Origin of the sequence: Amycolatopsis sp. NBC_01307, assembly GCF_035975215.1 — a bacterium.
Classification (GTDB): domain Bacteria; phylum Actinomycetota; class Actinomycetes; order Mycobacteriales; family Pseudonocardiaceae; genus Amycolatopsis.
On sequence record NZ_CP108403.1, the window covers coordinates 4,727,694 to 4,740,293 of the forward strand.

6 protein-coding genes are annotated in these 12,600 nt (G+C 71.2%); 2 read left to right on the forward strand and 4 right to left on the reverse strand.

Translation table 11 applies throughout. The annotated features are described in order from the left end of the window. Positions 1 to 52 precede the first annotated feature (52 nt). Positions 53 to 892, forward strand: a complete 840-nt coding sequence (locus tag OG439_RS19835) for an alpha/beta fold hydrolase (RefSeq protein ID WP_326950849.1) — start codon at positions 53 to 55, stop codon at positions 890 to 892. 27 nt (positions 893 to 919) lie between these two features. After that, positions 920 to 1,489 (forward strand): dihydrofolate reductase family protein, encoded by a 570-nt coding sequence (locus OG439_RS19840; RefSeq protein ID WP_326950850.1) that lies wholly within the window; start codon positions 920 to 922, stop codon positions 1,487 to 1,489. Positions 1,490 to 2,036: 547 nt separating this feature from the next. On the opposite strand, the gene OG439_RS19850 is transcribed toward OG439_RS19840, so the two are convergent. The 4 genes from OG439_RS19850 to OG439_RS19865 all read right to left on the reverse strand — a co-directional run bounded on the left by OG439_RS19850 (position 2,037) and on the right by OG439_RS19865 (position 12,497). Next, on the reverse strand, positions 2,037 to 3,509 hold the full coding sequence (locus OG439_RS19850) for an MFS transporter (protein WP_326950851.1): 1,473 nt from the start codon (positions 3,507 to 3,509) through the stop codon (positions 2,037 to 2,039). A gap of 72 nt (positions 3,510 to 3,581) precedes the next feature. After that, positions 3,582 to 4,430: an SAM-dependent methyltransferase gene (locus tag OG439_RS19855; protein ID WP_326950852.1), complete on the reverse strand. Its 849-nt coding sequence runs from the start codon at positions 4,428 to 4,430 to the stop codon at positions 3,582 to 3,584. Positions 4,431 to 4,522: 92 nt separating this feature from the next. Then, complete coding sequence (locus tag OG439_RS19860; RefSeq protein WP_326950853.1) at positions 4,523 to 5,731, reverse strand: cytochrome P450; 1,209 nt, start codon at positions 5,729 to 5,731, stop codon at positions 4,523 to 4,525. 1 nt (position 5,732) lies between these two features. Continuing rightward, positions 5,733 to 12,497, reverse strand: a complete 6,765-nt coding sequence (locus OG439_RS19865) for an SDR family NAD(P)-dependent oxidoreductase (protein ID WP_326950854.1) — start codon at positions 12,495 to 12,497, stop codon at positions 5,733 to 5,735. Positions 12,498 to 12,600 lie beyond the last annotated feature (103 nt).

A 12,600-nucleotide genomic window follows, 5' to 3' on the forward strand; every position in this document is an offset into this window, starting at 1 on the left:
GCTGCCCACAGTGTACTAGACAGTCTCGTTCCTGTTTGGGTACTGTACGGTCTTGTTCTGGTCGAACCTGCGAACACGGAGAAGAGCCATGGGAACAGTGCAAAGCAAGGACGGCACGACAATCCACTTCGAGGTCCGGGGCAGTGGCCGGCCGGTGATCCTCGTGGACGGCGCTACGGCCTACCCGGCGGTCAGCCCGGATACCGTCTCGCTTGCCGAGGCGCTGAGCGAGACCTTCCGCGTGTACACCTACGATCGGCGCGGCCGGGGACGTAGCACCGACACGCTGCCCTACGCCGTCGAGCGCGAGATCGACGACCTCGCCGCGATCATCGCGGAGGCCGGCGGAACCGCAGTGCTCTTCGGCTGGTCGTCCGGCTCGATCCTGTGCATGGACGCTGTCGCGGCCGGGCTGCCGGTCACCCACCTCGTCGCGTTCGAGCCGCCGTTCGTGGTCGACGACGCCCGCTCGCCCCTGCCAACCGACTACGTCGAGCAGCTGGAGGCGGCCTGCGCCGCCGGGCGGCCAGGCGACGCGGTCGAGTTGTTCATGACGGCAGCGGTCGGCATGCCTCCCGAGTTCGTCGCCGACATGCGCCAGAGCGAGTACTGGCCCGTCCTGGAGGCGGTCGCGCCGACCATCGCCTACGACGGGCGGGTCGTGTGCGATGTGATGCAGGGCCGGCCACTGCCGACCGACCGGTGGGTGGGGATCGCCGTGCCCACCATGGTCGTGCACGGCAATGGCACGTTCCCGTTCCTGATCACGGGTGCGCGGGCGGCCGCGGAGGTGCTGCCGAAGGCGACGCTACAGGTCGTGCCGGGAGAGAACCACACGGCTGCTGCCGACGTGCTCGCCCCGGCGATCCGGCAGTTCGTCCAGGACCACTGAACATTAGCGGCGTGGGAGGGAGTCGGGATGGGGAAGATCGTCGTCACGGAGTTCGTCTCGCTGGACGGGGTCGTCGAGGCCCCGGCCGGTGAGGGCTTCGTGCACAAGGACTGGACGTTCGCCTTCGACCGGGGGGACGACGGTGAGCGCTTCAAGGTCGAGGAGGCGCTGGGCGCCGACGCGCTGCTGATCGGGCGTCGCACCTACGAGTCGTTCGCCGGGGCTTGGCCGCACGTCGACGACGAGCTGGGCGACAAGTACAACAGCATGCCCAAGTACGTCGTGTCGAGCACGCTCACGGATCCGGCGTGGAACAACACCACGGTGCTGGCGGGTGACGTGATCGCCGAGGTCACGACGCTCAAGGAGCGGTTCGACGGCGAGATCCAGGTGCCGGGCAGCATCCAGCTCGTCCAGGACCTGGTGGAGCACGACCTCGTCGATGAGCTGCACCTCATGATGTTCCCCGTCGTCCTCGGCACCGGGCGGCGGCTGATCGAACGGACCAGCGACATGTCGCGCTGGCGGCTCATCGACGCGCTCACGGTGGGCGAGGGGATCATGGTCACGACGTTCGAGCGAGCCCGCTCGATGTGATGTCCGGGGAGGTCGGGAACGTGGAAGGGGTGGGTCGCCGATCGCGGTGTGTCCGGGGCGACGGTCGTGGTGGCGGAGCCGGCCGGGCAACGCGGCTCGCCGTTGGGCCTTGCTGAGGTAGGGGCGGGTGAAGGCCCATTCGTCGAACAGGGTGCGGTTGAACCGTTCGACCCTGCCATTGGTTCGGGTGGTCGGTCTGTGACGAGTGGAGAATGCACAGATGCTTGCTGTCGCTGAACGAGTTCCAGAAGACAACACCGTCGTGATGGTCTGGCACCGTTACCCTCTGAACAGTGCGACGGAGACTGCGATTTCACCCCATCGCGTGCTCCGATGACGAGGGCATCGACCCAGTGCCCGATTCCGGCGGCGCCGAGGGTAACGAGCACTGACGCCGGCCTGCGTTCCGCGGACGGCTCCCTCCGGAGAAATGCCGGACGTCGCTCAGTACTCGATGAGCGGAACGCCGCGGTCAGCGCGGCAGCGGGTTCGGCCGGCCGAACCCGCCGGTGACAGTCCACTGTGGACCGTCACCGGCGGGTCGGGCTCAGGCGGCGGCGCGCGGCGTCTTCGGCAGCGCCCGGACGAACGCGCAGACCAGCACCGCGCTCGCCACCAGCAGCACCGCGCTGACCGCGAACGCCACGTGGTAACCGTGCATCGTGGCCTCCACCGCGTCGCCCGGTGTGGTGGCGAGGTAGGACGCGACCGACGTCGTGAAGATCGTGTTGAGCAGGGCCGTGCCCAGCGAACCGCCGATCTGCTGCGACGTGTTCACCAGCGCGCTCGCGACACCCGCGTCGGCGTAGTCGATCCCGCTCAGCGCGACGTTGTTCATCGGCGTGTACACCAGCCCCATGCCGACGCTCATCACGACCAGCACCGGCAGGATCAGGCCGAAGTACGACGAGTCCGGCTCCAGCAGGGTCAGCGCCAGCACGGCCACCGCGGCCAGCGCCGCGCCCAGCGTCATCAACGCCCGCGCCCCGAACCGTGGCAGGAGTTTCGCGGTGTAGGTCGCGGTCAGGACCACGCAGATCGGGAACGGCAGGAAGACGATCCCGGCCTGCAGCGCCGAATACCCCAGCGTCTGCTGGACGTAGTACATCATGAACAGGAACATGCCCATGCTGCCGACGCCGAGCAGGACCGACGTCAGGTAGGCGGTGCCGCGGTCGCGGTCGAGCACGACCCGCAGTGGCAGCAGCGGGGCGCGCACCTTCGCCTCGACGACGACGAACGCGGCCAGCAGCACCAGCGCGAACGCGATCAGGCCGAGCGTCAGGCCGGAGCCCCAGCCTTCACCGGCCGCCGTGGTGAAGCCGTAGACCAGCGCGATCAGGCCGACCGTGCCCAGCAGCGCGCCCGCGACGTCGTACCGCGCGCGGCCCTCGATCTTGCTCTCCCGCATGTTCGGCACCGCGAAGGCGAACGCGATCGCCACCACCGGGATGTTGAAGAACAGGCACCAGCGCCAGCTGGCGTACTCGGTGAGCACGCCGCCGACGAGCGCGCCGACCGCGGCACCGGCGCCGCTGACCGCGCCGAAGATGCCGAACGCCTTGGCCCGCTCCCCCATTTCGGTGAAGGTGACCGTGATCAGGGACAGCGCGGCGGGAGCCAGCAGCGCGCCGAACACCCCCTGCAGCCCGCGGCCGACGAACAGCATCCAGCCGGTCGTGGCCGCGCCGCTCAGCGCGGACGCCACGGCGAAACCGGCCAGGCCGATCAGGAACACGCGCTTGCGGCCCGCGTAGTCCGCGACGCGCCCGCCGAGCAGCAGCAGCCCGCCGAAGGTGAGGGTGTACGCGGTGATGACCCACTGCCGGTCCGCGTCGGAGATGTGCAGCGCGTTCTGCGCGGACGGCAGCGCGATGTTGATCACCGTGGCGTCCAGCACCACCAGCAGCTGCGCGGTGACCACCACGGCCAGCAGCACCCAGCGCCGGGGGTCCGGGGCCGGCGGCGCGGACACCTCCTGGGTGTCGGCGACAGCGCGGGCGGCGCGGTCTTCGGACATGTGCCTTCCTTTCTGTGGTCTGGCCGCGGGACCGGCTGGAGGCCGGAAACCGGCCTCCAGCCGGACAGCGTCCTAGGCGGGGTTGCGCAGGACGATCAGGAGCACGCCGACCGAGGGGGCGCCGTCGCTCATCGCCTTCAGCTCTTCCGGGCTGGGCGCGATCTCCAGCACCTGCGTGATCTCCGGCGGCACGTCGTTGTTCTCGGCGTACTCGCGCAGCGGCCCGTAGAACCGCTCCTCGGTGTACTTGGTGTTGAGGGTGATGTCGGTGACCTCGACGACCTCCAGGCCGGCCGCGGCGGCGAACGTCTCGTAGTCCGCCTCGGTGACCAGCGGCGCGGTGTGCCACGACTCGCCGACCTCTTCCAGGTCCTTCTTCTTCTGCGCGTTGGCCGCGGCGTCCCGGTCGCTGAAGTCGGTGAGCGCGACGAACCCGCCCGGCTTGATCACCCGCGCGATCTGCTTGAGCGCCTGGACGCGGTCCGGCACGCAGACGATCGACTCGAGCGCGAAGACGTGGTCGAAGGAATCGTCCTCGAAGGGCAGCTCCATGGCGTCGGCACGCTGGAAGCGCACCCGGTCGGCGACGCCCTCACGCGCGGCGCGGGCGTTCGAGACCTCGACGTCCCGGGCGCTGATCGAGATGCCGGTCAGGTCCGCGCCGGTGCGGATCGCCGTGCGCACGCCCGGGTTGCCCTGGCCGCAGCCGACGTCGAGGATGCGGTCCCCCGCCGTCGCGCCGAGCTTGCCGGTCAGGATGTCGGTCAGCCGGTCCGCCGCCTGCTCGAACGTGCTGGTGTCGTCCGGGCCGGTCCAGTAGCCGTAGTGCGTGCTGCCACCCAGGAACTGGGTCATCAGGTCGTTGGTCGCGTCGTAGAAGGTGCCGACTTCTTCGGGCTTGGGCAGCGACTCGGTGGTCATGAAGCTCTCCTTGACGTGGGGTGCGGTCGGATACACGAGCAGTGACTGGAAGTTCTCGGAAGTTGCGTGACTCCTCCCGTCGAAGGGGCCGCTCAAGTCGAGACGGCGAGCGGCAGCGTGTGCGCGTTGAACATCTGGTCGGTGCGGATGAACCGCGGCGGCTCATCGGGAATCGTGGCCAGGTGCGGGAAGCGGTCCAGCAGGGTGTTCAGCGCGACGCGCCCCTCCAGCCGGCCCAGCCCGGCACCCACGCAGAAGTGGATGCCGCGCGAGAACGTCAGGTGCGGGTTGGGGTGGCGCTCCGGGCGGAACTCCGCCGGCGCGTCGAACACGCGGGGGTCGCGGTTGGCCGTGGCCATCCACACCATCACCAGCTGGTCGGCCGGGATCGTCTCGCCGCCGAGCTCCGTCTCGGCCGCGGTCACCCGGGAGGTCACCGAGAACGGCGGCAGGTAGCGCAGCGACTCCTCGACCACGCCCGGCAGCCGGGAGCGGTCCTCGCGGGTGCGCCGGAACTCCTCCGGGTGCGCGTCCAGGCACAGGATGGTGTTGCTGAGCATCATCGTGGTGTTGAGATGCCCGGCGAGCAGCAGCGTGTCGACGAGGCTCGCGACTTCCTTGCCGGTCAGGCGTTCCCCGTCGACCTCGGCGTGCACGAGCCCGCTCAGCAGGTCTTCGCGGGGCTTCTTCCGCCGGTCGTCGATGAACTGCTGCAGGTACTCGGCGAACTCCCGGTGCCGCTGGATGACCGTCTTCGTGACCTCTTCCTGGCCTTCGAAGCGGCCGACCAGCTGGACGTCGTCCGAAGTGGACGGCATCAGCGACTCGGCCTGCTTGCGGAACAGGTCGCGGTCGCCGGCCGGGATGCCGAGCAGCTCGCAGATCACGGTGACCGGCAGCGGGTAGGCCAGCTCGCCGACCAGCTCGAGCCGGTCCGACGACTTCACCTCGTCGAGCAGTTCGTTCGTCAGGGCCGCGATCTTCGGCTCCAGGTCGGCGACGACCTTGGCCGTGAACGCGTGGCTGACGAGCTTGCGCAGCCGGGTGTGGTCCGGCGGGTCCATGTACAGCAGCTCGTCGTAGGTCTCTTCCGGGTTGTCGCCGCCGATCTCGGCGCCCATCACCCGCTGCAGGTTCGAGGAGAACACCTTCGGCTTGCTCAGCAGCTGAACGTTCTCGGGGTGGCCGTAGACGTGCCACATCCGCGTCTCGGCGTCGTAGGCGACGGCCTTTTCGGGTTCGACGCCGCGCAGCCAGTACTGGCGCTCGTCGACCCCCCACTCGTCGAATTCGGTGAGCACGTCAGGCTTCCTTTCCGTAGAGGGTGTCGCACAGCCGCAGCACCTTCTCCAGCGACTCGGGCGCCGTCATCACGTCGGTGTGGTTGGTGGTCGCGACCTCGGTGACGAAGAAGTCGTCGATCCGCTCCTCCCACTCGCGCCAGTACTCGACGCCGTCCAGGCCGGGCAGGTCCGGGTTGGCGAAGAGCACCATGTACTCCTCGAAGTCGCCGAAGAACCGGCCACCGCGGTTGCGGACGTAGTAGCAGCGCACCGCGTCCCGCCGCGGGAGCGGGTCGACGACGTGGTCGCCGGTGTGCAGCACCTCGAAGAAGCGCGCCAGCTGGGTGACCTGGGTGCGCAGCTGCGCCTCGGTCTTGGTGATCCCGGCGGCCAGCGCGGCCTTGAGCAGCGAGCCGAGGAACTCCGGGTAGTCCAGGCCGGGATCCACCTCGTCCCGGTGCAGGATCGGGGTGGATCCGTCGTTCGCGTCCAGGCGGTTGTTGCCGAGCACGAGGTTGACCGCGCGGAACGCGCAGACCTTGGCGATCACGTCCGGCTCGGTCCGGCCGCCCTGCATGATCGTGTTGACGCGGTTGGTCGCGGCGGCGTCCAAGGTGTCGAGCATGACGAGGGTGTTCACTTCGGCGCCCTGCAGCTGGAGCTGGCGGACGACCTCGTAGGCCAGCAGGCCGCCCAGGGAGAACCCGCCGACGTCGTAGGGCCCGTCCGGTTGCACCGCGCGGATGAGGGCCGCGTAGTGCTCGGCCATCGGCACCTGGCCGCTGAGGATCTCGCCGTCGCCGAGCCAGCCCTTCGGCTGGATGCCGTAGAACGGCCGGCCGCTGTGCTCGGCCAGGGGCCGGTAGGACTCCACTCCCCCGTTGCCGTGGTGGATCCAGAAGACCGGCCGGCCTTCGCCGCCGCGGTTCATCCGGATCAGCTCGGGGGCGTCCGCCGTCTCGGCGGGCTTCGCCGACGTGCCGACGCGGGCGATGATGTCGTTGAGCGTTTCGCATTCGGCGATGACGTCCAGGGTCATCGTGTCGTCGAGGTGCTTCTTCACCGACGACAGGAACTGGGCCATGAAGATCGAGTCGAAGCCGTAGCGCCGCAGGGGCACGTCCGGGTCGAGCTGTCCGGCGTCGATCTCCAGCACTTCGGCCATCAGCTCGGCGACGCGGCCGGCGCCGTTCTCCCCGGCTTTGTCCACAGTGGACTTCGCCGCGGGCTGGATAGCCTGCCGCGGTTGACGGACGGTGCCGTCGCTCTCGGCGACGATCACCTGCTGGCCTAGGTCGTCGGCCCCGTCGGCGGCGGGGAACGCGCCGCGGAAGCCCGTTTCGGTCAGCAGCCGCTGCCAGGTGGCGGGGGCCAGCGTGGGCGTGCCGGGCACGCGCGGCGCGGGGTCGTCGTAGCGCCACCAGCCGTCGAGGAGGCCGAAGGTGAGGTGGCTGAACAGGCTGCCGCCACTGAGTTCGTTGAGCAGCAGGATCCCGTGGGCGCGCAAGGTCGCCTTGGTGTTGCGCAAGGTGGTGCGGATGTCGCGGGTGGCGTGCAGGACGTTGGTGGCGATGGCGACGTCGAAGCCGCCGGCCGGGATCGGCTGTCCTGCCAGGGGCGCCTCGACGTCGAACAGCCGCGTGTCGAGGAAGGGTGTGCCGAACTCGCGCCGGGCGTGCAGCAGGAAGGCCTTGGAGATGTCGGTGTAGCAGTAGGTCTCGATGTGGTCGGCCCACGGCTTCAGGTGCCGGAAGACGGTTTCGGTGGTGCCCCCGGTCCCGGCGCCGATCTCCAGGACGCGCAGCTTCGCCCCGGGATCGTCGGCGACACGGCGGCGCACGTACCCGACGAGCGTCTCGGCCAGGACCTCGTTGAAGTGGTCGGCGACCGGGTTGGCCTTGTAGACGCCCTCGACGAGGTCCATCGACGACGCCGGGAACAGCACGTCGGTGGCCGGGCGGCGGCCGGTGAGGATGTCGGCCAGCGCGCCCAGCGCGGTGTCGACGAGCGTCGTCTGAGCCCGGGTGGACGCCTCGGCCAGCCAGCCGTTGCGGTGCCGGTCCCATTCGGCGATATCGGTCTGCGCGGCCGGGTCAGCCGAGTAGCGGCCGTCGTCGTGGCGCAGGTGGCCGGTACCGGTCAGGACGTCGAGAGTGTGCCGGAACCAGCGGTCGTACTCGTCGGCGATCCCACCGCGGGTCCGCCATTCCCCGGCGGTGGCCGCGCGGCCGTCCTCGAACAGGCCGAGGGAACGCAGCACGGTCCACAGGACCGGCACCAGGGCGGCGTCCAGTTTCTCGTTGTGGCCGTCGATCTTCTCGCGGAGCCGGGCGACCTCGTCGGTGCGGTCCGGACGGCCGTCACGCAGGGACGCGATCAGGGCCGGGGTCCGGGCTTCGAGCTGCTCGACCACGTCGTCGTCGAGCGCGTAGGTCGCCTTCAGCAACGCCAGCTGCGAGTGCCGGGAGCCCAGGAGCGTGTCGTAGGTGGCCATGCCTTCGGCCGGTTCGATCGACGCCACGCCGGATCGGGCCATCCGCTCGCGGTGCGCGTCGTCGGCGACCACGCCGACCCCGCCCCAGTAACCCCAGTTGACGACCTTCACCGGGCAGTCGAGCCGGGTGCCGAGGTGCTCGGCGTAGGCGTCGGCGAAGGTGCAGCCGGCGGCGTAGTTGGCTTGACCGGGCGAGGTGAGGAAGGACTGGAGCGACGAGAAGAACACGACGAAGTCGAGGGGCTCGCCGGCGAAGGCGTCGGCGATGGTGACGGCGACGTCGGCCTTGGCCGCGTAGGTGGCGGCGAAGCGCTCTTCGTCCATCCGGGCCAGGCTCTGGTCACCGAGCACGATGGCGGAGTGCAGCACGCCGCGGACCGGGCCGTGGCGGCGGACGATCTCGTCGCGGGCGCGGCGCAACGCCGCCGGGTCGGTGGCGTCGGCCTGGATGTAGTCCGGTTTGGGACCGTGGGCCGCGAGTGCGCTGCGGCGGGCTTCGATGCCGGCGTCCAAGGGGCGCCGGCCGATCCACACGACGCGCACCTTGTGGCGGCGCAGCAGGTGCTCGGTCCAGACGGTGCCGATGCCGCCGGCGCCGCCGATGGCCACGACGACGTCGTCGGGCTGCAGGTTCGCGTGCGCGGGCCCGGCCGGGACGGGCGCCGCCAGCTCCAGCAGGCGCTGCCGGTACCACTCGCCGTCGCGCCGTGCCAGCAGCGCGCCCTGCGGCTCCGGCGGCAGGGTCAGGACGTCGTCCCAGGGCACGGGGGCGCCGTCGGGGACGTCCACGACGCGGACGGGCCAGTGCGGGTACTCCTGGGCCAGCGACCCGAAGAGGCCGTGCAGGCCGGCGGCGTCCGGGTCGACGTGGGTGTCGCCGGGCAGCAGCCGGGCCTGCCGGGTGACGACGGTCCAGCCGATCTCGCCGGTGGCCGCCTTGACCAGCCGGAACGCCGTCCGGACTTCAGGCGCCAGCAGCACGACGTGGTCGAACCCCGCGGGTGACTCGCCGGCGTCCAGCACGGTGGTGTCCGGGTAGCGGCGGCGGAACTCGGCCTGGTCGTCCGGCGTCCCGCCGACGAGGGCGACGCGGGCATCGGCGGCGGGCCAGAGCGGGGCCGGGTCGACGGCCACCGCGTCCCACACCGGCGTCATCAGGCGGGTTTCCGTGTTCGCGGCCGGCGGCAGGGTTCGCGTGCTGAAGCCCAGCAGGCGGACACAGATACGGCCTTCGGCGTCGCACACGTCGACGTCCAGCCGGCGGACGTCGCCGCCGCGGTCGTCGGGGTGACTGCGGATGACGACCCAGCCGTCCGCGGGGGTCGGGGCGTGCACCTGGACCTCCCGCACGGCGAACGGCAGCGCGAGCTGGGCCGCCGTGCCGTCGTTCTCGCCCAGCCAGACGCCCAGGACGGCCTGGAGCGCGCCGTCGAGCAGGCTGGGGTTGAGCACGAGCGGCGACTCGGCCTCGCGCGGCAGGCTCAGCCGGGCCACCGCGATGCCGTCGTCGTAGTGCAGGGAACGGACGGCGCGCAGCGCGGGGCCGTAGTCCATCCCGATGCGCTCGTAGGTCCGGTAGAACCCGGCCGCGTCCAGGCTGTGTGTGCAGCCGTCACGGAGTTGTTCCACCGCAAGGGTTTCCGGGGTCAGGGCGGCGATCTCGCCGGTGCCTTGGGCGTAGACCGCCGCATCGCCGTCGACGTGCACCTCGAACGCGCGGCGCCCGGCCTGATCCGCCGGGTCGAGCCGGACCTCGACGCGGCGCGGCTCGGTGACCTCGATCGGCCGCAGCCAGCGGACGTCGCTGATCCGGACACCGGTCTCGGCACCGAGCGCGTCGCGCGCCAGTTCCAGGTAGGCGACGGCGGGCAGCACCGGGACGCCACGCAGGCAGTGGTCGCGCAGGTAGTACTCGCTGCCGTCCAGGACACGCTCGCGTGGCGGGGCGGGGTTGCGGGCGTCTCGGGGGGCGCGGACGGCTCGGTCGGCTCGGTCGGCGATCCAGAAGCGGCGCAGGTTGAACGGGTACGTCGGCAGCGGGAGGCGACGCGGCGGGGTGTCGCCGTGCAGGCGCCGCCAGTCGAAGTCGAACCCGGCGGCCCACAGCTCCAGCAGGCGCGGCAGCTTGCCCTTGGCGACCCAGGTGTCCATCGCGGCGGCGATGTCCTCGTCGCCGGCGAGCACGCGCCACACGGCGTTCGGCTGCGGCCGGCCGCGATGCAGATCGCCGCGCGGCTCCCCGGCGACGAACGCCCGCAGCGCGTCGCGCAGGTCGTCGAGCGTCTCGACGGTGAACGCCAGCCGCTCCGGCATCGCGACCCGGCCGACCTGCAGGGTGTAGGCCACGCTCGCCAGGTCGTCGTCGCCGCGGCCGTCGGTCCAGGCGAGCAGCTGCCGCGCGCGGGTCACCAGCGTCTCGGGTTCGCGGGCCGACAGCACGATGGCGAACGGTCCCGCCGCCGCACCGGCCGGCGCGGGCGGGCGGTACTCCTCCAGCACGACGTGCGCGTTCGCGCCGCCGAAGCCGAACGAGCTGACGCCGGCCCGGCGCGGCAGCTCGGCGCCGTCGGCGTCGACCGGCGCGGCCCAGGGCTGCCGTTCGCGCACCAGGAAGAACGGGCTGCCGGCCAGCTCGACGTACGGGTTCACCGTGTCGCAGTGCAGGCTCTCGACCAGCGTGCGGTGACGCAGCTGCAGCAGCACCTTGAGCACGCCGGCGACCCCGGCGGACAGCTCGGTGTGCCCGATGTTGGTCTTGACCGAGCCGATCCCGCAGTGGGCGCCGGTGACGTCGGCGCCGTCGTAGAGCTCACGGAAGGCGTCTTTGAGGCCGTTGACCTCGACGGGGTCGCCGAGCTTCGTGCCCGTGCCGTGCACCTCGATGTAGCCGATGGTGCGCGGGTCGACGCCGGCGCGGCGGTGGGCGTCGCGGATCACCGACGCCTGGGCCCTGGGGTTCGGCGCGGTCAGCGAGTTGGCCCGGCCGCCGTGGTTGACGGCCGTCGCGCGGATGACGCCGTGGATGTGGTCGCCGTCGCGCTCGGCCGCCGAGAGCTTCTTCAGCACCAGCATGCCGACGCCCTCACCGCGGGCGTAGCCGTCGGCGTCGGCGGAGAACGTCTTGCTCCGGCCGTCCTCGCTGAGCATGCCGGCGCGGCCGAAGCTGATATGGCCGTCCGGGACGAGCACGGTGTTGACGCCGCCCGCGACGGCGAGCGAGCACTCCTCCCGGTCCAGGGCGGACACCGCGCGGTGCAGCGCGACCAGGGAGCTGGAGCAGGCCGTCTCGACCGGCTCGCTCGGGCCGTGGACGTCGAGGAAGAAGCTCATCCGGTTCGGGCCGATGGACGGCACCGTGGCGGTGGCCGCGACGCCGTCGCCGCCACGGGCGTGCGCGTCGATCAGGCGGTGGTACCCGGTGGTCGCGGTGCCCACGATGATGCCGAGATCGGTGCCGGCCAGGGCGTCCGCCGCGTACCCGGCGTCCTCCAGGGCCTTCCACGTGTGCAGCATCAGCAGCCGGTGCTGGGGGTCCATCAGCGCCGCTTCGCGGGGCGCGATGCCGAAGAACTCGGGGTCGAAGTCGGCGACGCCGTCGATGAACCCGCCCCACTTGACGGTGGTGCGGCCGGCCTCGTCGAACGGGTCGCCGTACAGCTCGCGCCAGTCCCAGCGGTCGGCGGGCACCTCGCTGACGCAGTCGCGCCCCTCGGAGAGGTTGCGCCAGAACGCGTCGAGGTCGTCGGCCTGCGGGAAGCGGCCGCTCATCCCGATGATCGCGACCGGGTCCCCGGTGCGCGGCCGTTCGACCGGGACCGGACGGGGCCGCGCGACCGCCTTGGGCGCCTGCACGACAGCCGCGGGACGCAGGCCGAGGCGGTCCGCGAGACCCGTCTCGTGGTCGACGGCGATGTGGCCGGCCAGCGCGCGCAGGGTGGGGTGCTCGAACACCACCGTGGGCTTGAGGTCGAGGCCCAGCGCGTCGTTGACCATGCTCACGAGGTGGCTGATGACGACCGAGTCGAGGCCGTACTCGCTCAGCTCGACGTCGACGTCCAGGTCGTCGGCGCTCACCTTCAGCAGCTGCCGGACCTTGTCCGCGAGCACGTCGCAGACCCGGTCCCGCAGCACGTCCCGGTCGACCCCGGCCGGCTGCCCGGCGGGCTCGGCGGGCTCGGCGCGCTTGGCCGTCTTCAGCTGCTTGGCCAGGCGCATCGCCTCGGCCTTGTCGATCTCTCCCCGGCTGACCAGCTCGTACAGCTCGGTCACCGAACCGACGCGGTGGCTCATGTCAGGCTCCGTTCGCGTTCGTCGCGCTATCGATGGTCACGAATGCCGTTCCCGCTCCGGTCCCGCGGACGTGCCCCTGGCGGTAATCCGGACAAATCGCCGG